The organism is Micromonospora sp. NPDC048169 (assembly GCF_040652815.1).
Taxonomy (GTDB): Bacteria; Actinomycetota; Actinomycetes; order Mycobacteriales; family Micromonosporaceae; genus Micromonospora.
The window spans coordinates 221,542-246,982 of record NZ_JBEZMS010000004.1; the positions used below are offsets into that span (position 1 = coordinate 221,542).

Annotated in this window: 21 protein-coding genes; 10 read left to right on the top strand and 11 right to left on the bottom strand. The window is 73.6% G+C overall.

The window, feature by feature from the left end; genetic code table 11:
* Positions 1–2: 2 nt before the first annotated feature.
* Positions 3–1,856: a hypothetical protein gene (locus AB0D28_RS05995; protein ID WP_357382789.1), complete on the bottom strand. Its 1,854-nt coding sequence runs from the start codon at positions 1,854–1,856 to the stop codon at positions 3–5.
* A gap of 99 nt (positions 1,857–1,955) precedes the next feature.
* Here AB0D28_RS05995 and AB0D28_RS06000 point away from each other — a divergent pair, with 99 nt between their 5' ends.
* Complete coding sequence (locus AB0D28_RS06000) at positions 1,956–3,251, top strand: PQQ-binding-like beta-propeller repeat protein (protein ID WP_357382680.1); 1,296 nt, start codon at positions 1,956–1,958, stop codon at positions 3,249–3,251.
* Here the strand turns inward: AB0D28_RS06000 and AB0D28_RS06005 are convergent, their stop codons facing one another.
* Positions 3,252–4,520 (bottom strand): peptidase C39 family protein, encoded by a 1,269-nt coding sequence (locus AB0D28_RS06005; protein WP_357382682.1) that lies wholly within the window; start codon positions 4,518–4,520, stop codon positions 3,252–3,254.
* Positions 4,521–4,959: 439 nt separating this feature from the next.
* Between AB0D28_RS06005 and AB0D28_RS06010 the strand changes: the two genes are divergently transcribed.
* The 4 genes from AB0D28_RS06010 (at position 4,960) to AB0D28_RS06025 (ending at position 10,174) form a co-directional block, all read left to right on the top strand.
* A complete protein-coding gene (locus tag AB0D28_RS06010; protein WP_357382684.1) occupies positions 4,960–5,628 on the top strand; it encodes a response regulator transcription factor in 669 nt (222 codons plus the stop codon).
* A 20-nt stretch (positions 5,629–5,648) separates the two neighbouring features.
* The gene (locus AB0D28_RS06015) at positions 5,649–6,791 is read left to right on the top strand and encodes a HAMP domain-containing sensor histidine kinase (RefSeq protein ID WP_357382791.1); all 1,143 of its coding nucleotides are present in this window, start codon (positions 5,649–5,651) and stop codon (positions 6,789–6,791) included.
* A gap of 204 nt (positions 6,792–6,995) precedes the next feature.
* Positions 6,996–9,542, top strand: coding sequence for a malectin domain-containing carbohydrate-binding protein (locus tag AB0D28_RS06020; RefSeq protein ID WP_357382686.1), 2,547 nt, complete (start codon positions 6,996–6,998; stop codon positions 9,540–9,542).
* A gap of 245 nt (positions 9,543–9,787) precedes the next feature.
* Complete coding sequence (locus AB0D28_RS06025; RefSeq protein WP_357382688.1) at positions 9,788–10,174, top strand: VOC family protein; 387 nt, start codon at positions 9,788–9,790, stop codon at positions 10,172–10,174.
* Between the two features lie 57 nt (positions 10,175–10,231).
* Here AB0D28_RS06025 and AB0D28_RS06030 read toward each other — a convergent pair whose 3' ends face one another.
* The 4 genes from AB0D28_RS06030 to AB0D28_RS06045 all read right to left on the bottom strand — a co-directional run bounded on the left by AB0D28_RS06030 (position 10,232) and on the right by AB0D28_RS06045 (position 15,898).
* Complete coding sequence (locus tag AB0D28_RS06030; RefSeq protein WP_357382690.1) at positions 10,232–10,978, bottom strand: hypothetical protein; 747 nt, start codon at positions 10,976–10,978, stop codon at positions 10,232–10,234.
* A 183-nt stretch (positions 10,979–11,161) separates the two neighbouring features.
* Positions 11,162–13,225 carry a 3-hydroxyacyl-CoA dehydrogenase NAD-binding domain-containing protein gene (locus AB0D28_RS06035; protein ID WP_357382692.1) on the bottom strand — a complete coding sequence of 688 codons (2,064 nt, stop codon included), beginning with the start codon at positions 13,223–13,225 and terminating at the stop codon, positions 11,162–11,164.
* Between the two features lie 50 nt (positions 13,226–13,275).
* The gene (locus tag AB0D28_RS06040; protein WP_357382694.1) at positions 13,276–14,472 is read right to left on the bottom strand and encodes a thiolase family protein; all 1,197 of its coding nucleotides are present in this window, start codon (positions 14,470–14,472) and stop codon (positions 13,276–13,278) included.
* Positions 14,473–14,575: 103 nt separating this feature from the next.
* Positions 14,576–15,898 carry a ribonuclease D gene (locus tag AB0D28_RS06045; protein WP_357382696.1) on the bottom strand — a complete coding sequence of 441 codons (1,323 nt, stop codon included), beginning with the start codon at positions 15,896–15,898 and terminating at the stop codon, positions 14,576–14,578.
* 704 nt (positions 15,899–16,602) lie between these two features.
* Here AB0D28_RS06045 and AB0D28_RS06050 point away from each other — a divergent pair.
* Together AB0D28_RS06050 and AB0D28_RS06055 are read left to right on the top strand one after the other, a co-directional pair.
* Entirely contained in the window at positions 16,603–17,628 is a 1,026-nt protein-coding gene (locus AB0D28_RS06050; RefSeq protein ID WP_357382793.1) for a trypsin-like peptidase domain-containing protein, read from the top strand.
* A 93-nt stretch (positions 17,629–17,721) separates the two neighbouring features.
* On the top strand, positions 17,722–18,528 hold the full coding sequence (locus AB0D28_RS06055; RefSeq protein WP_357382698.1) for a hypothetical protein: 807 nt from the start codon (positions 17,722–17,724) through the stop codon (positions 18,526–18,528).
* 66 nt (positions 18,529–18,594) lie between these two features.
* Here AB0D28_RS06055 and AB0D28_RS06060 read toward each other — a convergent pair whose 3' ends face one another.
* The gene (locus AB0D28_RS06060; protein ID WP_357382700.1) at positions 18,595–19,167 is read right to left on the bottom strand and encodes a DUF3000 domain-containing protein; all 573 of its coding nucleotides are present in this window, start codon (positions 19,165–19,167) and stop codon (positions 18,595–18,597) included.
* 155 nt (positions 19,168–19,322) lie between these two features.
* On the opposite strand from AB0D28_RS06060, the gene hemE reads away from it, so the two are divergent.
* The 3 genes from hemE to hemQ are packed head-to-tail and all read left to right on the top strand — an operon-like array spanning position 19,323 to position 22,531.
* Positions 19,323–20,414 (top strand): uroporphyrinogen decarboxylase, encoded by a 1,092-nt coding sequence (hemE, locus tag AB0D28_RS06065; RefSeq protein ID WP_357382702.1) that lies wholly within the window; start codon positions 19,323–19,325, stop codon positions 20,412–20,414.
* Positions 20,415–20,423: 9 nt separating this feature from the next.
* The gene (gene hemG / locus AB0D28_RS06070) at positions 20,424–21,833 is read left to right on the top strand and encodes a protoporphyrinogen oxidase (RefSeq protein WP_357382704.1); all 1,410 of its coding nucleotides are present in this window, start codon (positions 20,424–20,426) and stop codon (positions 21,831–21,833) included.
* Positions 21,830–22,531, top strand: coding sequence for a hydrogen peroxide-dependent heme synthase (gene hemQ, locus AB0D28_RS06075; protein WP_357382706.1), 702 nt, complete (start codon positions 21,830–21,832; stop codon positions 22,529–22,531). Before hemG ends, hemQ begins: the two co-directional genes overlap by 4 nt.
* Positions 22,532–22,627: 96 nt before the next feature.
* Here the strand turns inward: hemQ and AB0D28_RS06080 are convergent, their stop codons facing one another.
* The 4 genes from AB0D28_RS06080 to AB0D28_RS06095 form a co-directional block, all read right to left on the bottom strand.
* Positions 22,628–23,728: a lytic polysaccharide monooxygenase gene (locus AB0D28_RS06080; RefSeq protein ID WP_357382708.1), complete on the bottom strand. Its 1,101-nt coding sequence runs from the start codon at positions 23,726–23,728 to the stop codon at positions 22,628–22,630.
* A 105-nt stretch (positions 23,729–23,833) separates the two neighbouring features.
* Positions 23,834–24,277, bottom strand: coding sequence for a GNAT family N-acetyltransferase (locus AB0D28_RS06085; RefSeq protein WP_357382710.1), 444 nt, complete (start codon positions 24,275–24,277; stop codon positions 23,834–23,836).
* A gap of 97 nt (positions 24,278–24,374) precedes the next feature.
* The gene (locus AB0D28_RS06090; protein ID WP_357382712.1) at positions 24,375–25,046 is read right to left on the bottom strand and encodes a hypothetical protein; all 672 of its coding nucleotides are present in this window, start codon (positions 25,044–25,046) and stop codon (positions 24,375–24,377) included.
* A 53-nt stretch (positions 25,047–25,099) separates the two neighbouring features.
* Entirely contained in the window at positions 25,100–25,360 is a 261-nt protein-coding gene (locus AB0D28_RS06095) for a Prokaryotic metallothionein (RefSeq protein ID WP_121686440.1), read from the bottom strand.
* Positions 25,361–25,441 lie beyond the last annotated feature (81 nt).

Consider the following 25,441-nt stretch of genomic DNA (forward strand, 5'->3'; position numbering starts at 1 on the left):
GGTCACCACCGGTCGCGCACGTCCCAGATCCACACGTCGTCGACCCGCTGCGGCGGGCCGAGCAGCTCGGCCATCAGGTCACGCAGCACCGCCTCGCGCGGGCCGGCACCGAGCACCACCACCGAGGCACGCCAGAAACGCAGGTCGTCCACGGCCTGGCGGCGGTTCTCCTCGGTGATCTCCGGCACCTCGTTGGCGTCCATCGTGGAGTAGATGAGCGTGCTGGTGGGGCGGTTCGGGGCACCGAAGACACCCTCGCCACGTTCGTTCGGGCCGATGAAGTAGCCACCCGGGATCGGGAACTCGTGCCCGGTCAGCGCGCTCCAGCGCAGCGTGTGCAGCCCGTGCACGTTGCTGGGGATCGGCACCGGCACCAGCGTGCGGCCCTCCGGCACGTACGGCCGCCATCCGCCCGCGGTGATGAAGTGCGGCGGCGGGTCGATCCGCTCCGCCGGCAGCGGACGCGGGATCAGCGGCACCACGGCGGCGGCGATGGCGACGAGCCCGGCCAGGCGAAGCACCCGGCGACGCTTGTCGCGCGCGGCCGTCCCGTCGTCGCCGTCGGCCGCGTCGTCGGCGGCGGCGCGGGGGGCGGGCACCGGCGGGCGGCCGGCCCCGGCCAGCGTGTCCCACGCCAGGGCGAGCAGCACGCCAACGGCGGCCACCACGACCAGGCTCAACCGGGTAGGCATCATCATCTCGACCAGCGGCAGGTCGTCCGGCACGTACGCCCACGGCCCGTCGATGTCGGTCTCCGCGCCGTTGAACCGTACGACCGGGCCGATCGAGGCGATCGTGAACACCACCACCAGCACGGCCAGGATCCGGGCCGGCACCGACCGGCGGACCAGCAGCACCAGCGCGGCCAGCGCCACCAGCACCAGCGGCCAGCCGAACCAGGTGTTCTGCTCGGTCAGGCCGATGGTCTTCTCCACCGCCTCGTCGCCGGCGATCGTGTCCCGGGCGAACGTGACGAACGCGACCAGGTCCTCGCCCCAGTTGTGGAAGACACCGCCCTGCAACCCCCGGTAGGACTGCGGGCCGTTGAACTGGAACCAGATCGGGTAGGCCGTCAGCAGCAGCGCCAGCCCGCCGCCGAGACCGAGTGCGGCCAGGAACGACCCGGCCCGCTCCCGGGCCGCGCGGGGCCGCTGCACCGCGTACACCACCACCACGACCAGGCAGGCCAGCGCGGTGAGCAGCAGCATCTCCTCGTTGATGAAGATCTGGTACGTGACCAGCAGCCCGAGCGCGAGCCCGTTGCGCCGCCAGCGGCCCGGCTCGCCCAGCCGCAGCACCCGGGCCACGATCAGCGGCAGCAGGAAGTTCGACACGAAGTTGGGCTGCCCGTTGGCGTGGTGCACGATGCCCGGCGCGAAACCGAGGAACGCGCCGCCGACGAACGCCCCGGCCCGGGAGCGGACCAGGTGCCGCGACAGCACCCAGTACGACGTGGCGGCGGTCGCGGACAGCGCCGCGCCCAGGTAGAGCGCGTACATCACCTGCGGGCCGAGCAGCAGCGTCAGCGGCGCCAGCGGCAACGTCACCCCGAGCAGCGAGGTGTTCGCCATCATGTTCACCCCGTCCGGCGCGTTCTGCCGGGTGGTGAACAGCGGGTTCTCGAGGTGCTGCACGGAGTACGCGCCGTGCGCGAACAGCCACTCGAACCAACTGTGGTCGGTGGGCAGGTGCGAGGAGACCCGGTTCTCGACGTCGCCCCAGTAGTTGAGGCAGACGAGGACACCGAGCAACACATAGGCTCCGATGGCCAGTATGTCGGCGCGGGCCGGCCGGCGACGGGCGCGGCGCGGCGGATCGGCCACGACGGCGTCCGTCTCGACGGACGAGGGGTTCAACGAGGGGTCCACCACGGGCACGGCCACGACGCGCCATCGTACAGGCGGTTCGTCACATGTCCGGTCACGGCCGGGCGGCGGCCCGGCGCGCGGGAGAGGATGGTCGTGACCGTCATCGATCTGGGGGAGATGCGGCACGGGGAGTCCGCCGACGAGCCGGTCGTCGCGCCGCCGCGCCGGCCGCCGGGGCCCACGGCGCGAGTGGCGCTCCTCGGCTTCCTGGTGCTGCTGGTGGTGACCGCCGCCGCCGGGCCGCCGCGCCGGGCCGAGCCGATCCGGGTGCCCGCCCCGCAGGGCGCCGCGTTCGTGATCCTGCCCGACCGGGTGGTGGTGGCCGACGGCCCGGCCGCGATCGGCCCCGGTGGACGGGTGGTCGTCGCGCACCGGCTGTCCAGCGGGGAACCCGTCTGGCGGTTCGCGCTGACCGCCGGGGACCACGTGCTCGGGCTCACCGCCGTGGGCGGAGGGCTGCTGGTGACGAGCAGCCCGGCCGGGGACGGCGACTCGGTGTCGGCCATGCTCGACCCGGCCACCGGCACACTGCGCTGGCGGCATCCCGGCTACCCGGTGCGGACCGCGTCCGGTGGGCTGCTGCTGGAGAATCCGCGCCCACCGGGCGCGGGCACCGTGCGGGCCGTGGACCCGGCCTCCGGCGCGGTGCGGTGGACGCTGCCCGTGCCGGGCCAGGAGGTGGGTTACCGCCGCGACGACCACGGGGTGACGCAGCTCGTCCTGGTCACCCCGCAGGGCCGGGTGACCGTGTACGACGCGGACTCCGGCGCGGTCGCGCACACCGGCCGGGTGGCGTCCGTTGCCGACCGCGCCGCCTACCGGTACGCGCAGGTGGTGGCCGATCTCCTGCTGGTCGAGGACGCCCAGGGCTCGGTCACCGCGTACGGGCTGGACCGGCTCGACGAGCGGTGGAGCGTGCCGGTCGGCTCCCGCGCCGGGCTCTGGTTCGCCGAATGCGCCGGGATGGTGTGCCTGCGGAACCAGGTGGGCGGTGCGCAGGCACTCGACCCGGCCACCGGCCGTCCGGCCTGGTCGGACGAGCGCTGGCTCGGGCTGGGCCCGGTCGGCGACCGGCTGATCGCGGCCGAGCGCGGGGTGGGGGAGGAGCTGGAACTGTCGGCGCTGGACCCGTCGACCGGCCGGGTGCTGGCCCGGCTGGGCCGCTGGCGCGTCTCCGGCAACGACCTGCCGTCCGCGCCGCTGATCGGACTGCGCACGCTCACCGAGGACCGGACGCTCGTCGGCGCGCTGGACGTGGCGGCCGGCCAGGTGCGGATCCGGGGGATCCTGCCGGGTGCCTGGTCCGAGTGCGCGGACACGGGTACCGCGCTGGTGTGCCTGCGACCGACCGGTGGCATGGTGATCTGGCCGGTCGGCCGCTGATCACCAGTTGGCCTGTGCCGGTGGCGGCGGCAGCGGCGTCGACTCCGGCCGCAGCACGTACGCGACCCCGCCGCTGCCCGCCTGCCAGGCGCTCTCGAACGGTTCGCGCGGCACGGTGCGGCGGACCCGCTCGTCGTCCGGCGCGTACGGGTCGTTGAGCACCGGGTCGCCGTCGGCGGTGAAGCCGGCCAGCACCATGAGGTGTCCCCGGGTGTCGTAGTCCAGCCCGGGCACCTGGCCGGCGGTGAACGCGGCCGAGACGATCAGCGGGATGCCGGCGGCCACGAACCGTTCCGCCTCGGCCAGCGAGCGCAGCCGGGTGACGAAGGCGTCCACCCCGTGCGTGGCCGCGTACGCCGTGTTGAACGGCCAGTTGCCCGGCCCGCCGAAGGCGTGGTCGTAGCAGTGCCGGGCGGCGTGCACCACCTGCGGGCGGGGGCCGGGCGGCGCCACCCAGGCGTACCGGTCCGGGGTGGGGCCGGCACCCCAGTAGTCGAGCACCATCGACACGCAGGTGGGACTGCACCAGGAGTCGCCGCCGCCACCCCAGCGGGTCTCTCCGGCGGCGTGCAGCCGCTGCGCGTAGCGCGGCACCTCCAGCACCCGTCCCCACGCGCCGTCCGCCCCGCCGCCGGCCGCCTCCGCGCCGCGGGGCGGGTCGGTCGAGGCGACCACGCCCACCGTGCGCAGCACCGGGCCCGCGGGCGCGTCGAGCCGGCGGTGCATCGTCACGCGGGCCTGCCAGCCGGTCACCGTCGTGCCGGTCACCCGCAGCGTGTCGGCGGCGACCCGTGCCCGGTCGTCCTCCTGCCCGGGTACGGAGGCGCGGTGCACCGCGCTGTCGTCGGCGGCCCAGTGGCCCAGGTCGTACCAGCCGGTGGCGGCCGTGCCGCCGGCCCAGCCGCGCAGCTCGACGCGCAGCCAGCAGCCGGGCGGGGTGTCGGCGGTCCAGGAGGGCACCAGCTCGGTGACGGCGAAACCGGCGGGTGCCACCGGGGAGGTCCAGGTGCCGGCGGCGTACTCGGCCGTGGTCCCGGAGTGCGGGTCGGTGTGCGTGACCCGGCCCGCCGCGCCGTCGAGCGTCAGACCGTCCGGCCCGGCACGCAGCCCGTCCGCGTGACCACGGTCCCGGTCCGCCGGGAAGCGGAACCGGTGGTACGCGACGTCGCGGCCGGTCACCGGGAACCCGCCCGGCGTGGACGTGACCTGTGGCTGCTGCGCATGTCGATCATCGCCGCCGAGCATCGCGTACCCGAAGGTTTTCTGCAACGGCGGCGCGTGCCGCCGGGCGCGGCCGACCGTCGCGCCGCGCCGTCACCCAACGTGGCCGGAGCTCGCCCCCGGCACCATCACCCGCGCGCCCTTTGCTCTGCAGCCTTATGCGCGGCGGTAACGGTGGGCGACGGTTGCGCCGGTGGCTGCAGAGCAAAGGGCGCGCTGGGGTGTCTCTGGTGGTGCCGGCCGACTCGCTGTTTCTGCTGCTCACGGCGCTCTGCTTCCGCCGACGTTCCATCCGGCCCCCACAAGCACTCATCACGGTGCGTGACGTGTCGATGGGCGCGACGGAGTGACGTTCAGTCACCACCCGGGGCCGGTGGCAGCAGGTGGAGCGCGGCGCGCGCCGGTCCGGGGCGACTACCGCGCTCCCCGGCGGTCCGGTTTTGCCTGCCGCACTAGGTTGTCAGGGGTCACGAGGTGGGAGGCCGGGATGCGGGTACTGGTGGTCGAGGACGAGCGCAACCTCGCCGACGCGATCGCGCGCGGGCTGCGCAAGCGTGGGATGGCCGTGGACGTCGCCTACGACGGCGACGCCGGGCACGAGGCGGCATTCGTCACCCGCTACGACGTGGTGATCCTGGACCGCGACCTGCCCGGCGTGCACGGCGACCGGATCTGCGCCGACCTGGCCTCCTCCGGCGCGCTGACCCGGGTGCTGATGCTGACCGCCAGCGGCACCGTCGCCGACCGGGTGGAGGGGTTGCAGCTCGGCGCCGACGACTACCTGGCCAAGCCGTTCGCGTTCGACGAGCTGGTGGCCCGCGTGCAGGCGCTCGGCCGCCGCGCCACCCCGGCGGCGCCGCCGGTGCTGGAGGTGGCCGACCTGGTGCTCGACCCGGCCCGCCGGGCGGTGAGCCGGCGCGGTGTGCCGCTCGACCTCACGAACAAGGAGTTCGGCGTGCTCGCCGAGCTGCTCAAGGCGCGCGGCGCCGTGGTGTCCAGCGAGGAGCTGCTGGAGCGGGTCTGGGACGCCAACACCGACCCGTTCACCACGATCGTCCGGGTGACGGTGATGACCCTGCGCAAGAAGCTCGGCGACCCGCCGCTGATCGACACAGTCGTGGGCGCGGGATACCGCATCGGCGGGGTTCAGCAGTGACCACGCGGACTGCGCGCCGGGTGCGGCCCACGCTGCGGCTGCGGCTGACCCTGCTCAACGGCGTGCTGCTGGTCGGCGCCGGGGCGATCCTGGTGTTGCTGGCCTGGCTGCTGGTCCGCGACGCGCTGCGCCCCACCGACGAGCTGCTACCCGGCACCACGGTGGTGCTCAGCGACGGGCGCAGCCTCGACGCCGGGCAGTGGCAGCGGCAACTGGTCGACGCAGCGTCGCAGGAACTGCTGGTCAAGGGGCTGCTCGCGCTGGTCGCGATCAGCATGGTCGGGGTGGCCGGGGCGTACCTGGTGGCCGGCCGGGCGCTGCGCCCGCTGCACCAGGTCACCGCGACCGCCCGCCGGCTCGGCGAGGCCACGCTCGACGAGCGGATCGGCTGGTCCGGCGCCGACGACGAGGTGGCCGAGCTGGCCGAGACGTTCGACGCCATGCTCGACCGGATCAGCGGCGCGTTCGAGACACAGAAGCGGTTCGTCGCGAACGCCTCGCACGAGCTGCGTACGCCGCTGGCGGTGATGCGTACCGAAATCGACGTGACGCTCAGCGACGACGACGCCGACCTCGCCGAGTACCGCCGCATGGCGGGCGTGGTGCGCGACGCCTCCGAACGCGCGAACGGCCTGGTCGACGCGCTGCTCGTGCTGGCGCGCAGCGAGGCGCAGACCGGGCGGCGGCTGGCCCGGCGTACCGAGTCGGACCTCGCCATCGGCACCGCCAACGCGCTGTCCGCCGTCTCCCGGGAGGTCGAGCGCATCGGCCTGAAGGTGCACACCTCGCTGCGCCCGGCACCGGTGGTCGGCGATCCCGGCCTGCTCGACCGGCTCGCCGGCAACCTGGTGGAGAACGCGGTCCGCTACAACCACCTGCACGGCCGGATCTGGATCCGCACCGGCACCGACGGGGAACGGTCCTGGCTGGTGGTGGGCAACACCGGCTTCGAGGTCGCCCCGGCCGACGTACCCGGGCTGTTCGAGCCGTTCCGGCGCGGCGGCCAGGAACGCACCGGCGCGCGCGGCTCCGGTCTCGGCCTGTCGATCGTCCGGGCGGTCAGCGACGCGCACGGCGGCACGGTCAAGGCGGTCGCCCAGCCCGGCGGCGGCCTGGAGGTGACAGTCACGCTTCCGTCGGCCGACCCGGCGGCGGCCACCTGACCGCCGATCCGGCCCGCCCGGCCGGTGAGGCCACCTCACCTTTTCGTGCGGACGGCCTCGGCTGTCCTGGCCGGACCGGACGGTGGTCGGCTCCGGCGGCGCGGTGGTCGGGCAGAATGCGCCGCCCGCGCTGGACGCGGAGCCGCTGATCAACGGAGAGTAAGCGCAGCGACGCCTCACCCTGCTCACCCACCGGAGCTGCCCGTGACCCACCACTCGGCCTCGCGCCGCCGCCGTCTCCTCGCGGTCCTCACCGCCGGCGCCCTCACCGTAGCCGGTCTCTCTCCGGCCACGCCCGCGGCCGCCGCCGCGCCCGGCCACGACACAGTGGTCCACACCGTCCCCTCCGCCGCCTCGCCCGACGTCCAGGACGGCTCGGTCGACGCGATCCACGACGCCGGTACGAAGATCATCGCGGGTGGCTCCTTCACCCGGGTGCAGAACCGCAACTCCGACGTCGACATCCCCCGCGACTACCTGCTCGCCTTCGACAAGGCCACCGGTCAGGTGGACACCGCGTTCGCGCCCACGCTCGACAACGAGGTGACGGCGGTCGTCGCCGGTCCCACGGCGGGCACGGTCTTCGTGGCCGGCAAGTTCAACACCGTCAACGGCGTGACCCGGCGCAAGGTGGCCCTGCTCGACGTCGCCACCGGGGCGGTCGTCACCAGCTTCGCGCCGCCGGCGTTCAACGGGCTGGTCAAGGACATCGCGCTGGTCGGCAACCGGCTTCTGGTCGGCGGCATCTTCACCACGGCCGGCAACCCCAACCCGCGCGGCGGGCTCGCCTCGCTCAACGCCACCACCGGGGCGGTCGACGGCTACCTCACCACGACGTTGACCGAGAACCACAACTGGGACGGCGTCAGCGGCGCCAAGGCCGGCGTGGGCGCGGAGAAGCTCGCCGTCTCCCCGGACGGCACACAGCTCGTCGTCATCGGCAACTTCAAGAAGGCCGACGGGGTGCTGCACGACCAGATCGTCAAGATCGACCTGGGTGCCACCGCCGCCACCGTCGCGGACTGGAACACGGCCCGTTACACGCCGCGCTGCAAGTGGCAGTCGTTCGACTCGTACGTCCGCGACGTCGCGTTCTCCCCGGACAACAGCTACTTCGTGGTGGTCACCACCGGCGCCCCGTACGGCGGGACGCTCTGCGACACCGCGGCCCGCTGGGAGGCCGGCGCGACCGGCGCCAACCTGCAGCCGACCTGGGTCGACTACAGCGGCGGCGACACGTTCCTGTCCGTCGGCATCAGCGAGCAGGCCGTCTACGTCGGCGGGCACCTCCGCTGGCTCAACAACACCGCCGGCACCGACAACGCCCGGGCCGGCGCGGTCGGCCGGGCCAGCATCGCCGCGCTCGACCCGGTAAACGGCCTGCCGCTGTCCTGGAACCCGGGCCGGCACCCGCGTGGCATCGGCGCGTCCGAGATGCTCGTCACCGAGTCCGGGCTCTGGGTCGGCGGCGACACGCTCTGGATCGGCAACTTCCAGTACCGCCGGGAGCGGATCGCGTTCTTCCCGCTGGCCGGCGGCAAGGCGCCGCACCCGACCACCACGGCCACGTTGCCCGGCAACGTGTACCAGGCCGGCCTGCCGAAGCCGACGAACGTGCTGTACCGGGTGAACGCCGGTGGCCCGGTGGTGGCGGCCACCGACGGCGGACCGGACTGGGCGGCCGACACCAGCTCAAGCCCCAGCCCGTACCACAACACCGGCAGTTCGACCTCCAGCTTCAACACGGTCGGCAGCCTGGACTCGACCGTGCCGGCCGGCACCCCGGCCGCGCTCTACAGCGACGAGCGCTACGACCCGGCCGGCGGCGCGGAGATGCTCTGGCAGTTCCCGGTGCCCACCGGCACCGAGGTGCACGTACGGCTCTACCTGGCCAACCGGTACGACGGCACCTCCGCCCCGAACACCCGCGTCTTCGACGTGGCGCTGGACGGCACCGTCGTCCTCGACGACCTGGACCTGTCCGCCAGCGTCGGGCACAACGTGGGCACCATGCGGGAGTTCACCGTCACCAGCGACGGCACCGTCGACATCGAGTTCCGCCATGTCAAGGAGAACCCGCTCGTCGACGCCGTCGAGATCGTCAAGACCGGGCCTCCGCCTTCCGGCACCGGCGAGGAGGTGCAGGTCCGCTCGTACGACGGGCTGACCGGCGTCGGCACGCCCAGCCCGGTGGCGAACCCGGACGAGACCGTGTGGTCGGCCACGCGTAGCGCGTTCTGGGTCGGCGGGACGCTGTTCTACGGCAACGACGGCGCGCTGTGGCGGCGCACGTTCGACGGCACCACGTTCGGCACGCCCGAGCTGGTGGACCCGTACCACGACCCGTACTGGGACACCGTGATCACCAACTCCGGGCCGACCGGGCAGACGTACGTCGGCGCGACCACCGGCTTCTACGCCGAGATCCCGAACGTGACCGGCATGTTCTACTCCGGCGGGCGGCTCTACTACACGCTGACCGGGCAGAACGGCCTGTTCTGGCGCTGGTTCACGCCGGACAGCGGCGTGGTCGGCGCCGACCGGTTCACGGTGGCCGGGGCGAGCGGGTTCGCCGACACGGGCGCGGTCTTCGTGGCCGGCGGCACGCTCTACAAGGTGAACCGGAGCACCGGCGACCTGTCCGCCGCCGACTGGACCAACGGCGCTCCGTCGGGGACGTTCACGGTGCGCAGCGGCCCGGCGGTCGACAGCGTCGACTGGCGCGCGAAGGCGGTGTTCGTCGGCCCGTAAGGAAGGGCCCCTCATTAACGCCTGCGGTAGAGGAAGGGCCCCTTGTTAACACCTCGCTGTTAACAAGGGGCCCTTCCTTGCGCGAGCGGGGTTGTGTGCTCGGCGCGGGCGGTGGAATGATCAACCGGTCAGCCCGAGAGGTGGAAAGGGGGTGTGGTCGATGTCCGTCGTGAACCGTCCCGCGCCCCGCGTTCCCCGCTGACGTCCCACTCCGCCGGGGCGCGTTCCCCACAGGAGGAAGCACCATGAGTGCACAGATCCACTGCGTGACCGTCGAGTCCGACGATCCGTACACCCTGGCCGGCTGGTGGGCCCGCGTGCTCGACCGGCAGCTCGCCGACGACGACCACCCGGACGACCCGGAGGCGGTCCTCGCCGCCCCCGCCGGACAGGGGCCCGACCTGCTGTTCGTCCGGGTGGGCGAGCGGCACGGCAAGGGCGCGTTCCACATCGACCTGCACCCGACCGAGGGCACCCGGGACGAGGAGGTGGCGCGGCTGCGCGACCTCGGCGCCACGCTTGTGGCCGACCGGCGCCGGCCGGACGGAAGCGGCTGGGTGGTGCTGGCAGACCCCGAGGGCAACGAGTTCTGCGTCTGCCGGAGCTGGGTCGAACGGGCCGCGTCCGCCTGATCCGGAAACGACACCGGGCCCCCGCCGTGACGGCGGGGGCCCGGTGCGTGACGGGTGTCAGTCCTGCTTCTCGATCTCGCCCCGCATGGTGACGAACTCCTTCTGGAGCTCCGCGGCGGACTTGAAGTAGACGACGACCATGCCGAGGCTGCCCCGGTCGGCCCAGATGCAGACGGCCACCTGCTCACCCGAGGCCTTGCCGTCGGAGCACTTGGCGTCGCCGCCGAGCGGACCCGCGTCGACCGTCTTGAAGTCAGTGGTGCCCAGGTCCGGCGTGACCGCCGTGACGGCGTCGTTCAGCTCCTTCTTCGGGTCGGCCATGACGCCGGACACGGCGACGATCATGACCAGGTCCTTCTTCGCCGGGTCGCCGTAGAAGGCGCCGGCCGTGCTCGTCGCGTCCGGCACGTCCTTGCTGAGCGAGGCCTTCATCTGCGTCGCGGCGCTCTGCAGCTGCGGGTCGGTGACCTTCGGCCGGCCGCCGAGCGTCTGCGGCTCGACCACCCGCGTCTTGGTGGCGGTGACCACCTCGTCGACCGTGTCCTTCGTGGCGAAGTAGGCGGCGACACCGCCGCCGACGCAGAGCACCAGGACCACCGCGAGGACGATCAGCAGGATCTTGCCGACGCCGGACTTCTTCTTCGGCGGGACCGGCGCACCGAGCTGGCTGCCGTACTGCGGCTGCTGCGGGTTCTGCGGGTAGTCGCCGCCGTACTGCGGCTGCTGCGGCGGCTGGTAGCCACCGGGTTGTTGCTGGGGGGAGGGGTAGTTGCCGGAGTAGGGACTGGACGGCGGCTGGGACATGTAGGCAGCTCCTGTGAGAAAACTGGACGCGTGATCGTAGCCAGCCCCACCGACAGCCCGCTGTCCGCCCAAGGGCGGCGTCGCCAAACCGCGACCTACCCGTGACCTGGGCCGCAGACGCCGATCGCGGTGGCCGGGCCGTCCGGAACGGACAGCCCGACCACCGCGATCGATGTGTTTGTGTCAGCGCAGGCTGGCCACGCCGCGCGGCAGGAAGCGCTTGCCGGTGACCCGCTCGGAGGTGCCGGTCCGGTCCAGGTACGGCGTGACGCCGCCCAGGTGGAACGGCCAGCCGGCGCCGAGGATCATGCACAGGTCGATGTCCTGTGCCTCGGCGACGACGCCCTCGTCGAGCATGAGCCGGATCTCCTGCGCCAGCGCGTCCAGCGCGTTCTGCCGGACCTGCTCGGCGGTGAGCGGCTGGTCGCCGACCACGAGCAGCTTCGCCACCTCGTCGTTGATCTGGTCGTCGACCACGATCGGCTGGCCCGAGTCGGCGATCCGCTTGAGGTTCTCGCTGACGCCGAAGCGGTCCGGGAACGCCTCGTGCAGGGTGCCGCCGACGTGGTACGCCACGGCCGGCCCGACGAGCTGCAGCAGCGCCAGCGGGCGCATCGGCAGGCCCAGCGGGTCCAGCGCGCTGTTCGCCACGTCCAGCGGGGTGCCCTGGTCGACGGCCGCGAACACGGTGCCGAGGAAGCGGGTCAGCAGCCGGTTCACCACGAACGCCGGGGCGTCGGAGACCAGCACCGACGACTTCTTGAGCTGCTTGCCGACAGCGAACGCGGTGGCCAGCGTGGCGTCGTCGGTCCGCTCGCCGCGGACGATCTCCAGCAGCGGCAGCACCGCGACCGGGTTGAAGAAGTGGAAGCCGACCACCCGCTCCGGGTGCTCCAGCTCGGCGGCCATCTCGGTGATGGACAGCGAGCTGGTGTTGGTGGCGAGCACCGCCTCCGGCTTGACGATCTTCTCCAGCTCCGCCCAGACCTGCTTCTTGACGCCCAGGTCCTCGAACACGGCCTCGATGACGAAGTCGGCGTCGGCGAAGACGGACTTGTCGACCGAGCCGCTGACCAGGCCGTACAGCTTGGCCGCGGTGCCCTTGTCCATCCGGCCCTTGCTGACGGCCTTCTCGATCTGGGTGTGCACGTAGCCCACACCCTTGTCCACGCGGGACTGATCCAGGTCGGTCATCACGACCGGCACCTGGAGCCGCCGGGCGAACAGCAGCGCGAGCTGGCTGGCCATCAGGCCGGCACCGACGATGCCCACCTTGGTGACCGGCCGGGCCAGGCCCTTGTCCGGCGCCCCGGCCGGGCGCTTGGCCCGCCGCTGCACCAGGTCGAAGGCGTACAGGCCGCTACGCAGTTCCTCGGAGAAGACCAGGTCCGCGAGGGCCTCGTCCTCCGCCGCGGTGCCGGTGGCGAAATCGGCGTCCTTCGCCGTCTCCAGCAGGTCGAGCGCCTTGTACGCGGACGGGACCGCGCCGTGCAGCCGCTGGTCGAGGGTCTGCCGGGCGAAGTAGAGCACGCCCGCCCACATGTCCTTGTCGACCTCGGGCCGGGTGACGGTGACCTCGCCCCGGACGACGCCGGCGGCCCACTCCAGCGACCGCTCCAGGAAGTCGGCCGGCTCCAGCAGCACGTCCGCGACGCCCATCTCGGCCGCCTGCTTCGGCTTGAGCATCTTGTTCTGCATCAGCGGGTTCTGGATGATGACCTGCGTCGCGGCCGGGATGCCGATCAGGTTCGGCAGCAGCTGCGTACCGCCCCAGCCGGGGATCAGGCCGAGCGAGACCTCGGGCAGCGCCAGGGCCGCCGCGCCCGCCGACAGCGTCCGGTAGTGGCAGTGCAGCGCCAGCTCCAGGCCGCCGCCCATCGCCGCGCCGTTGACGAACGCGAAGGTGGGGACGGTGCTGTCCTTGAGCCGGGCGAAGACCCGGTGGCCCAGCCGGCCGATCTCCAGCGCCTGGTCGCGGTTCTCCAGCGCGGGCAGGCTGGTGATGTCCGCGCCCACGCAGAAGATGTACGGCTTGCCGGTGACCGCGATGAACGCCGGCTCCGCCGCCAGCGCGGCGGTGATCGCCTCGTCCAGGCTGGTCAGGCCGGCCGGGCCGAAGGTGTTCGGCTTGGTGTGGTCGAAGCCGTTGTCCAGCGTGATGAGGGCGGCGGGCCGGTCCAGCCCGGGTACGGCCACCTGGCGCAGCAGCGCCTTGGTGACGACCTCGTTCGGTGCGGCGAGGCTCACTGCGACTCCTTCGTTCGCGACTGCGGGGCTCGCAAGCTCACTCCTCGCGCTCACTGATCTCCACCCTCCCAGTGCGGGTTCTCCCAGATCACGGTGCCGCCCATGCCGATGCCGATGCACATGGCGGTGAGGCCGTAGCGGACCTCGGGGTGCTCGGCGAACTGGCGGGCGAGCTGGGTCATCAGCCGGACGCCGGAGGACGCGAGCGGGTGACCGATGGCGATCGCGCCGCCCCACGCGTTGACCCGCGGGTCGTCGTCGGCGATGCCGAAGTGGTCGAGGAAGGCGAGCACCTGCACCGCGAACGCCTCGTTCAGCTCGAACAGGCCGATGTCGTCGATGCTCAGGCCGGCGATGCGCAGCGCCTTCTCGGTCGACGGGATCGGGCCGACGCCCATCACCTCGGGCTCGACGCCGACGAAGCCGAACGACACCAGGCGCATGCCGACCGGCAGGCCCAGCTCGCGGGCGGTCTCCTCGGCGACCAGCAGCGCGGCGGTGGCGCCGTCGTTCAGGCCGGCCGCGTTACCGGCGGTGACCTTGCCGTGCGGCCGGAACGGGGTCTTCAGCCCGGCCAGCTTCTCCATCGAGGTGTCGCGGGGCGCCTCGTCCACGGCGGCCAGGCCCCAGCCCGTCTCCGGGTCGCGGGTCGCCACCGGCACCAGGTCGCCCTGGAGCTTGCCGTTGGCGTACGCCTTGGCGGTCTTCTGCTGCGACGCCAGCGCGAACGCGTCGGTGCGCTCCTTGGTGATGTGCGGGACGCGGTCGTGCAGGTTCTCCGCGGTGGAGCCCATCACCAGGGCGGACGGGTCGACCAGCTTCTCCGCGACGATGCGCGGGTTGGGGTCGACGCCCTCGCCCATCGGGTGGCGGCCCATGTGCTCGACGCCGCCGGCGATGGCCACGTCGTACGCGCCCATGGCGATGCCGCTGGCCACTGTGGTGACGGCGGTCATCGCGCCGGCGCACATCCGGTCGATGGCGAAGCCGGGCACGGTCTTGGGCAGGCCGGCCAGCAGGGCGGCGGTACGGCCGATGGTCAGGCCCTGGTCACCGATCTGGGTGGTGGCGGCGATGGCCACCTCCTCCACCTTCTCCGGCGGCAGTTGCGGGTTGCGGCGCATCAGCTCGCGGATGCAGCGGATCACCAGATCGTCGGCGCGGGTGTTGGCGTACATCCCACCCGCCTTGCCGAACGGGGTACGGACGCCGTCGACGAAGACGACATCCCGAACTTCACGGGGCACTTGGAGCCTCCCTCGGCACGGGCATTTCCCCGGATGCTACTCGTCAGTAACCAGACGTGGCACCACCCCCCGCGTGGCCCACCTCACACCGCCGCCGCCGATGTCACTGCTGCGGGGTGCGCAACGCCTCCGTCAGGGCGGGCAGGAGCAGCCCGATCTGCCACTCGCGGGCTCCGTACCCGCGTAGCGCGTCCGCAACCGTCCCGTCGCTGACCTCAGCCGGTGGCTGCCAGGCCAGCCGGCGGATCGAGTCCGGCGCGATCAGGTTCTCCGCCGGCAGCCGGTGCGCCCCGGCGGTGCCGACCACCACCTCCCGGGCGCGGGCGAGCCGACCGGCGGCCACCGGGTCGCGTTCGGCCCACCGGTGCGGCGGGGGCGGCCCCTCCACGGCCGGGCTCACCGGCAGCGCGTCGTCCGGCAACTGGCGTGCGTCGTCGAGCGCCGCCAGCCAGGTACGCGCCAGCCGGCGCACCGAACGCCCACCGAAACCGGGGAGCGTGAGCAGCGTCTTCTCGTCTTTCGGGTCGAGTTCGGCGGCGGCCACGATGGCCGAGTCGGGCAGCACCCGGCCCGGCGCGGCGTCCCGGCGGGAGGCGATCTGGTCCCGCGCGTACCAGAGGGAGCGCACCCGGGCCTGGGCGCGGGCGCCGCGTACCCGGTGGATGCCGGACGTGCGCCGCCACGGCTCGGCGCGCACCTTCGGCGGGCGGGCGCCGCCCCGCACCAGCGCGTCGAACTCCTCTGCCGCCCAGCCGGACTTGCCCTGCCGCCGCAACTCGTCGTCCAGCGCGTCGCGCAGGTCCACGAGCAGTTCGACGTCGAGCGCCGCGTACGTCAGCCAGGACTCCGGCAGCGGCCGGCTGGACCAGTCGGCGGCGGAGTGGTGCTTCTCCAGGCTGTACCCGAGTAGCTGTTCGGTCAGCGCGGCCAGGCCGACCCGCTCGAACCCGGCCAGCCGGGCGGCCAGTTCGGTGTCGAACAACCGCCGCGGGCGCAGCCCCACCTCGGCCAGGCAGGCGAGGTCCTGGCTGGCGGCGTGCAGCACCCACTCGGTGTCGGCGATCGCCGCGTCCAGGGCGGACAGGTCGGGCAGCGGCAGCGGGTCGATGAGCGCGGTGCCGGCGCCGGCCCGGCGCAACTGCACCAGGTAGGCGCGCTGGCTGTAGCGGTAGCCGGAGGCGCGTTCGGCGTCCAGGGCCACCGGGCCGGTGCCGGCCGCGAAGCGGGCCACGACCTCGTCCAACTCGGCGGGTGTGGCCACCGGGGCGGGCGTGCCGTCGCGCGGCGCGGTCAGGGGGACGGCCGCGTCCGGATCGGTCTCGGTCCCCGCGTCCGCCGGCTCCGGCAGGGCCGGCGTCGGCTGGGCGGATGCCTCCCCGGTACGGCTTTCGGCGGCCCGACGGCGCAGGGGTGGTTCGTCGGTCACCTGACAACCCTAGTAGGCCGGACGATCCGGTGTGCGCAGCCGGTCGGGCGCGTGTCGGCGCGATGGCCGGCAGGTGACCGGAAAGCACGGGTTGCGGAGCCGTGAGAGGGTCGGACAAGAGGGAAGACAAAGCCCGATCCCGCCGGTACGGTCCATCGAGCCGCGAACGGCGTACGGGCCGGACCACAGCGGTCGGGGGGCGTCGGCGAAGCCGACGGGGAGGACGGGCGAGCATGACAGGCGGGTACGGAACCGGCGACGACGTGCCGGGGCAGGGCGGCGGCGACACGGCAGCCGACCGGCCGGGACCGCTGCCGCCGCGCTTCGCCCCGCCCGCCGCTCCGGCGCCGGTGCCCGGATCGTTCGGCGGAGCGCCCGAGTGGGGCGGGGCCTCCGGCTACCCGGCGCAGTCGGCCCGGGCCGCCGTCCCGTCGCCCGCCGGCTACCCGGGTGACCCGGACCCGGCCGGCACGCCGCGGACCAGCGCCTACGCGTCCTCGTCCGGCGTCGCGACCCCGCCCGCCACGGCCCAGCCGGCCCAGCCGTCCTACGGCAGCACGCCGGCTCAGCCGTCCTACGGCTCCACGCCGGGCCAGCCGTCCTACGGCTCCACGCCGGGCCAGCCGTCCTACGGCTCCACGCCGGGCCAGCCGTCCTACGGCACGACACCGGCTCAGCCCTCCCACGGCGCCACGCCGGGCCAGCTGTCGTCCTTCGGCGCCGTGCCGGCGCAGACCTCGCGGTCCGCCGCACCGGCCTACCCGAGCCCGCCCGGCAGCGGCCCGGCGTATCCCGGCCAGCCGGTGTCCGCGCCCAGCTACCCGGGCGGGCCGGTGTCCGCGCCCGCCTACCCGGGCCAGCAGGTGTCCGCCCCGTCCCAGCCGGGGCAGCCCGGCTCCGCGTACCCCGGTCAGCCGGCCCCCGTCGGCGCACCCGCCGCCGGCCGGCCGTCCCGGCGCAGCCGGGTGGCGGTGGTGGCGCTGGCCCTGGTCGCCGTGCTGATCGTGGTCACCGGCGTGCAGGCGTACCAGATCTACCGGCTCGACGACCGGCTCGCCGCCGCCGACAAGCGGATGGCCGAGGGGCAGGACTCCGACGCCGGCCGGCTCGACGGCCTGGAGCAGCGCGCCGGCAGCCTGGAGAAGCAGGCCGACGCGGCGTTCAACCCGGAGGCGGTGGCCAGCGCGGTGCTGCCGAGCGTGTTCCGGGTGCGGGCCGGGCAGTTCACCGGTACGGCGTTCGCCGTCGGCAAGGCGCCGTCCGGTGGCGGTACCACGCTGCTCACCAACTTCCACGTGGTCGAGGCGGTCTTCAACGCCGGTGAGCGCAAGGTGTTCCTGGAGCGCAAGGACCAGCGGTTCGAGGCGACGATCATCGCCACCGACAAGGAGAAGGACCTGGCGCAGTTGCAGGCCACCGCCAAGTTCACCGGGCTGGTCGCGGCCCGCGCCCCGGTCCGGTCCGGCCAGCAGATCATCGTGGTCGGCGCGCCACTCGGGTTGCAGGACAGCGTCACCACCGGCGTGGTCAGCGCGTTCCGCGACGACGAGCGCGGCGGCGGGCCGGTGATCCAGTTCGACGCGCCGATCAACCCGGGTAACTCCGGCGGCCCGGTGATCAACGGCTCGAAGGAGGTCGTGGGCATCGCCACGGCCAAGGCCCGCAACGCCGAGGGCATCGGGCTGGCGGTGCCGATCAAGACGGCCTGCGACCGGTTCCGGCTCTGCTGACCGCAGGCCCACACCGGTGTGGGCCGTCCGTACCGCATCGACCCCGGCCCACCGGGCCACCCCGCGGGGGACCAGAACATCTGGAGGAACGACATGTCCTACCCACCGGCCGGGGGCGAGAACCCGCCCCCGGCGCCGGGGGGCACGGTCTACGGCAGCCCGTACGGCAGCCCGCCCGCGCCCCAGCAGTACGACCCGAACCAGCCCGCGCCGACAGTGCAGCAGCCCGGCGTGCCGGACGGTCACGGGTACGGCGGATACCCGCCCGCAGCGCCGGCACAGCCGGGATACGCCCCGCCACCGGCCCAGCCGGGATACGCCCCGCCACCGGCCCAGCCGATGTCGGCGCCGCCGGTCTCCGGGCCGGGCTACGCGCAGCCGATGTCGGTCCCGCCCGCGTCGGCCCCGCCGGTCTCCGGCCCCGGCTTCGCGCCGCCGCCGATGTCCGGGCCGCCCGGCCCCTACGGCCCGGCGGGCCCCGCGCCGGCCGCGGGCGGCGGCCGGAGGTGGGCGCCGCTGGTGCTCGGCCTCGTCGCCGCGTTGCTGTTCGTCTTCGGCGGCGTCATGACGTTCCTGTACGTCTCGACGAACGGCGACCTGGACGAGTCGCGGCAGACGGTCAGCCAGCGCGACAGCACCATCTCGACGAACCAGCAGGAGATCGAGAAGCTCAAGGGTGAGCTGAAGACGGTCCAGGAGCGGCTGTCGGACACCCAGCAGGACCTGACCGGCACCAAGAACGACCGGGACGAGCAGGCCCGGCAGAAGAAGGTCATCGCGAACTGCCTGGACAAGCTGACCACCGCCATCGCGGCGGCGTCGCGCGGCGACCGGGCCGCCTTCGAGACGGCCAGCAAGGGTCTGGACAAGATCTGCGACGAGGCCGAGAACTACCTCTGACCGGCGTCCGCTTCGAGGCCGCCCCGGTTCGTCCGGGGCGGCCTTCGCGCATCCGAGCGGGTGCGGTCAGGCGGCGCCGTAGGAGCGGCGTGCCGGCAGCGCGGTGACCCCGGGCGGCGGCAGGCCGGCCGTGGACGCGAGCAGCGTGCACCAGCCGAGCAGGTGCGGGCCCAGGTCGGCGCGCAACGGCGTCCAGGAGGCCCGGATCTCGATGTCACCGGCGGCGGGCGGCCCGGCCAGCTCGCCGAAGCGGGTGGAGAGCGTCTGGGTGACGGTGCCGCCGATCGCCCGGTGCCCGGCGCCCTGCGCGTCGAGCGCGTCGGTCAGCCAGGTCCAGCCGACGCCGGGCAGCAGCGGGTCGCTGGCCAGTTCGACCTCCAGTTCGGCGGTGACGTACGTGACCAGCCGCAGCGTGCCCTGCCACGCCTCGTGCCCGGCCGGGTCGTGCAGCAGGATCAGCCGGCCGGTGGCCACCTCGTCGTCGTCGCGCAGCACCGCGGCGGAGAGCGCGAACGCGTACGGGGCCAGCCGCTGCGGTGCGCCGACCTCCTCCAGGACGATCTCCGGGCGGGGTGTCACCGACCGCAGCCCCGCGACCGCGCGAGCGAACGTTTCCGGGAGCGCGATCGGGGGGGCCATGCGGGCAGCCTATGTCGCACCCACCGTGCCGCGCGCGACGGCGCGCCGGGTGATCGGCGGTTAAGGCACCGCTCCACCGGAGGCGTCTTCCTTCTACGTCACAAATGCGGACGGTGAGCGCGGACGCGCGCCGGGGGCGTGGCACGATTGCCGCGATGACCACCGACACCACGGGCACTGCCGCCCGAGACGGAGAACCCCGCCGCGGCGGGCCGGCCGACTCGCCCTTCGTCCGCGCCTGCCGGCGCGAGCCGGGCCAGCACACCCCGGTCTGGTTCATGCGCCAGGCCGGCCGGTCGCTGCCGGAGTACCGCGAGATCCGGGCGAACGTGCCGATGCTGGAGTCCTGCCGCCGACCGGACCTGGTCACCGAGATCACGCTTCAGCCGGTGCGCCGGCACGGCGTGGACGCGGCGATCCTGTTCAGCGACATCGTGGTGCCGGTCGCGGCGGCCGGCGTCGACCTGGACATCGTGCCCGGTACCGGCCCGGTGGTGGCCGAGCCGATCCGTACGGCGGCCGACGTCGAGCGCATCAACCCGATCGGGCGCGACGACGTGTCGTACGTGGACGAGGCGGTCCGCCGGCTCGTCGTCGAGCTGGGCGACACCCCGCTGATCGGCTTCGCCGGGGCCCCGTTCACGCTGGCCAGCTACCTGGTCGAGGGCGGGCCGTCGCGCACCCACGCCAAGACCAAGGCGCTGATGTACGGCGACCCGGACCTGTGGCACGCGCTGTGCGCGCGGCTGGCCGAGGTGACGCTGGCGTTCCTCCAGGTGCAGGTCGACGCCGGGGTGTCAGCGGTGCAGCTGTTCGACTCGTGGGCCGGCGCGCTCTCCGAGGCCGACTACCGCCGCTTCGTGCTGCCGCACTCGACGTACGTGCTGGGCGGGCTCGCCGGCGCGGGGGTGCCGCGGATCCACTTCGGGGTGGGCACCGGCGAACTGCTCGGCGCGATGGGTGAGGCCGGCGCCGACGTGGTGGGCGTGGACTGGCGTACCCCGCTGGACGTCGCCACCGGCCGGATCGGGCCGGACAAGGCGGTGCAGGGCAACCTCGACCCGGCGGTGCTGCTCGCGCCCTGGCCGGTGGTGGAGACCGAGGTGCGGCGCATCGTCGAGCAGGGCCGGGCCGCGCCCGGCCACGTGTTCAACCTCGGTCACGGCGTGCTGCCGGAGACCGACCCCGAGGTGCTGACCCGGGTGGTCGCGCTGGTGCACGAGCTGACCGCGCGACCGGAGCGCTAGGAGGAGACAGTGGTGCGACCGTGGCGGGTGGCGATAGTCGGTGGCGGGATCACCGGGCTGGCCGCCGCCGTCCGGTTGCGCGACCGCGCTCCCGAGGGCACCGAGGTCACCGTGTACGAGCAGTCCGGCCGCCTCGGCGGCAAGCTGTTCACCGGTGAGCTCGCAGGTGGCCCGGTCGAGTTCGGCGCGGAGTCGTTCCTGATGCGCGACCCGGCCGGTGGCGAGTCGGCGGCGGTGACGCTGGCCCGCCGCCTCGGCCTGGACGCCTCGATCGTGCACCCCACAGTCGGGCAGGCGGCACTGCTCGTCGACGGCACGTTGCACCAGGTGCCGGGCGGCACGCTCGTCGGCGTACCCGGGGATCTGGACAAGGTGGCGGCGGTCGCGCCGCCGGCCGCGGACGCCGACCGCGACGCGGGCCACCCGCTGCTGGCCGACGGCGAGGACACCTCGGTCGGTGAGCTGGTCCGCAAGCGTCTCGGTGACGCGGTGGTGGAGCGGCTGGTCGACCCGATGCTCGGCGGCGTGTACGCCGGGCGGGCCGACGACCTGTCGCTTGTGACCACGATGCCGGCGCTGGCTCGCGCGGCCCGTGTCGAGCACACGCTCGTCGGGGCGGTACGCGCCGCGCAGGCCGCCGCGCCGCGCGCGCCCGGCGCACCGGTCTTCGGCACCCTCGCCGGTGGGCTGAGCACGCTGGTCGAGGCGGCGGCGACGGCGAGCGGGGCGACGATCCGCCGGGGCGCCGCGGTACGCGAGCTGCGCCGCACCCCGGACGGCTGGCGGCTCACCGTCGGGCCGACCCGCGACGCCGAGCACGTCGAGGCCGACGCGGTGCTGCTCGCGGTGCCGGCCCGCCCGGCGGCCCGGCTGCTCGCCACCGCCGCGCCCGAGGCGGCCGACACGGTGGGCGCGCTCGACTACGCCAGCGTCGCCCTGATCACCCTGGCCCTGCCCGGCCCGGCCCTGCCGGAGCTGTCCGGCTTCCTGGTGCCGGCCGGCGAGGGGCTGACGATCAAGGCGTCCACGTTCTTCACCACCAAGTGGGGGCACCTGCGGCGGCCGGACGGGCTGGCGCTGGTGCGCGCCTCGGTGGGCCGGTACGGCGACGAGACATCGTTGCAGCTCACCGACGACGACCTGGCCGACGCGGTGCACCGGGAGCTGTCGGCGGTGCTCGGCGCGCCGCTGCCGGTCCCGGTGGCCCGGCACGTGCAGCGGTGGGGCGGCGCGCTGCCGCAGTACACGCCCGGGCACACGGCCCGGGTGGCGGCGGTCCGGACGGCGCTGCGCGCCGCCCACCCGACGCTTGCAGTGGCCGGGGCCGGTTACGACGGCGTCGGCATTCCGGTCTGCGTCCGCTCCGGCGAGACGGCGGCCGAAGAGATCATCACGGCACTGGGAGGATCGGCAGCATGACCGAGCAGACCAACGCGGCGCGGCTGCGGGAGCTCAACGAGACCATCCGCTACACGATGTGGTCGGTGTACCGGGCCAGCAGCCCGCTGCCGTCGCTGCGGGAGAACGTCGTCGACGAGGTCGAGTCGCTCTTCACCGAGCTGGCCGGCAAGGACGTCACGATCCGGGGCACGTACGACGTGGCCGGGCTGCGCGCCGACGCCGACCTGATGATCTGGTGGCACTCGTCGTCCAGCGACGCGCTCCAGGACGCGTACCTGCGGTTCCGCCGCACCACGCTGGGCCGGGCGCTCACCCCGGTCTGGTCGCAGATGGCGCTGCACCGCCCGGCCGAGTTCAACAAGAGCCACATCCCGGCGTTCCTGAACGACGAACAGCCGCGCGCCTACCTGTGCGTCTACCCGTTCGTGCGCTCGTACGAGTGGTACCTGCTGCCCGACGCCGAGCGGCGCGAGCTGCTGGCCGAGCACGGCAAGATGGCCCGGGGCTACCCGGACGTGCGGGCCAACACCGTGGCGTCGTTCGCGCTCGGCGACTACGAGTGGATGCTGGCGTTCGAGGCCGACGAGCTGCACCGGATCGTGGACCTGATGCGCGACCTGCGCGCCTCCGGCGCTCGCCGGCACGTGCGCGAGGAGATCCCGTTCTACACGGGTCGCCGCCGCCCGGTGGCCGACATCGTCAACTGCCTGGTGTGAAAGGAAGGGCCCCTTCTTAACGCCTGCGGTAGCGGAAGGGGCCCCGCTTAACACCCCAGCGGGTGTCGAGCAGAGCCCCGACCGGGATGGCAGTCGTCAGGCGGTCGTCGTGCAGGACAGGATGCCGGGCACCGGGTTCGTCGCACCGGCCGACCCGGTGAAGCCGAACGAGGTGCTGGCACCCGGCGCGAGCGAGCCGTTGTAGGCCACGTTCCGTGCCGTCACCAGCGTCCCGCTCGTGGTCACGTTGGCGTTCCACGCCGAGTTGACCTGCTGGCCGTTCTGGTAGTTCCAGCTCACCGACCAGCCGCGAATGGGTGATCCGCCGCTGTTTGTGACCTTCACGTCGGCCTGGAAGCCGCCGCCCCACGACCCGGTGATCGCGTACGTCGCGGTGCAGCCACCGGCCGGGTTCGGCGTGGTCGGCGGCGGGCTGGTCGGCGGGGTGCTCGTGGGCGGCGTGCTGGTGGGCGGGGTGGTGGTCGGCGGGGTGGTCGGGCCGGACCCGCCGAAGTCCACGTCGCTGCACAGGTAGTAGGACTGGTCCAGGTGGCTGGCCTGCCAGATGGTGTAGACGATGTGCCGGCCGGTGCGGCCCGGCGCGTTCGCCGGGATCTGGATGGACACGCCGTCGACCTCACGCGTCCACTGGCTGGCCGGGGTGTTGCCGATCTGGCCGACCAGTTCCAGGTCGCTCCAGCGCAGTGGCGAGGTGAGCGCGTTGAAACCCTGCTTTGTCACGTACACCCGGATGTAGTCGGCGCCGTGGCTGGCCTGGTCGAAGAACTTGACCCGGAAGTTGTTTGTCACCGGCACCGTCTTCCAGGCGCCGACGGTGTCGAGCGCGTTGTACCGGCCGCTCTGGGTGCGGCCGCCGCTGCACAGCTGCCCGTCGGGGATGGCGCCCTGGTGGTTGCCGGCCACGCCCTCGCGGAACAGGCCGTTCCAGTTCCACATGGCGTTCGGGTCGGCCTGCCACGCCTGCCAGCACATCGGGTCCTGGGTGGCCATGGCCGGGTTCTGGAAGTCACCGCCCCAGCGCTGCCAGCAGCTGTAGGCGCGCGAGGCCGGGTCGACCACCGACCCGTGCGCCGAGGCCGGGCCGGAGAACGCGGTGGTGAGCAGCGCCGCCACCACCGCGCAGACGGCGAGGATCGCCGCCGCGAGCGGTAACGGGCGGCGGTACGGAGTGGACATGGAAGCCTCCGGGATAGGTGTCGGTGCACGACGCCCGGACTGTCGGGAGTTGCCCTCTCCCGCGTGGCGGCTCCGCCCGCACACTGCCACAAAAAGCGACAAACGTCAATGAGTCGGGTCGCGGCGCATCGGTGTGTGCGGGATGCCGTCCTCGACGTAACCGGGGCCGTCGACGGCGAAACCGAACCCGGCGTAGAAGCCGACCAGGTGCGTCTGCGCGTCCAGCACGCACGGCCGGTCACCCACCACCGCCAGGGCCTGCGTCATCAGCGCGCCGGCCAGGCCCGCGCCGCGGGCCGCCGGCGCCACCACCACCCGCCCGATCCGCGCCACGCCGCCGGGGTCGGCCAGGATCCGCAGGTACGCGGCCACGACGCCGTCGCGGCTCAGCCACAGGTGCCGGGTGCCGGGTTCGACGTCCCGGCCGTCCAGTTCCGGGTACGGGCAGGACTGCTCGACCACGAACACGTCGATGCGCAGCCGGAGCAGGTCGTGGAAGGTGCTGGCGTCCAGGTCGGCGAAGCCGGCCAGGTGGGACTCGACGGGCATCGGCCCAGGTTAGGCGGCGCGTCTGCGGCCGGTCGTGCGCACCCCCGGCCCGACGTGGTTCGGCGTGCCGGCTCACGCGCGCCCGGGCCGACGCGGCTCAGCCCTTCGACGCGCGCAGCCCGGTTGCGGTGGCGGTCACGGCGCGTTCGAACCAGGTGCCGGTGTCGGCCGCCGAGCGGGTCCAGACCCAGACGCACTGGGTCACCCGGCCCTGCTGGAGGCAGCCGTAACGGTGCGGGAAACGGGTGCCGTCGGACAGGGTCATGGTGGCCGACACCATCCGGCCCGGCACGCCCAACCCGGCGGGCAGCTTCCCGGCCGTGTGGCCGGCGGTGACCTGGCCGGCCTCCTCGTCGCGCTCGCACGCCTCCAGCACGCCGAAGATCTGCCGGACCGCGTCCGCGGCGGTCGCCTCGTCCGGGTAGACCACCGTCTCCTGGGCGATCTCGACGAACTCGCCGGCCGGTGTCTCCTCCGGCGTGCCGAAGACCCGGGTCGACACCACGAGCCGCCGGTCGAGCAGGGGCAGCGGGCGACCACAGGCGACGCCGTCGGAGTCGAGTTGCTCGCTGGCGTTCTCGGGCTTTTCGGCCAGGCCGGCCAGGCGGCCGGTCGCCGCGTACCGATCGCGCAGCGCCGCGGCGGCGCCGCCGTCGGTGGGTGAGGGCGCGACGAGGGCCGGATCGGTGGCGGGGGCGGGCTCGGTGGCGGGAGAGCAGCCGGCGAGAGCGGTGGTCAGAGCCGCCGCGATGATCAACCGTCGGGACACCGGAGGGATGCTAGCCGGGGATCGACGCCGATGGCGTCCCGCGAGGGTACGCGTCAGGCGGGGCGGGCGCCGACCGCGTCGCGTACCTCGGCGCCCTGCTCGCCCTCGACGGCGCGGGCGCAGTGGGCGCAGCAGAAGAAGCGGCCGGAGACCTCGACGCCGTGGCCGACGATCTTGGTCTGGCAGTGCTCGCAGATCGGCGCCATCTTGTGCACCGCGCACTCGAAGCAGTCGAACGTGTGCCGCGACCCGTCGACGGTGCGCACCTCGAACGCCATCCAGTAGTCGTTGCCGCAAACCTCGCAGGCAGCCATGCGAAACCCCCCGAAAACGGACCTGTGATCCGAGAGTCGCGCAGAAGACACCATCGAGCAACCGGAACCGGCGAACCTGAT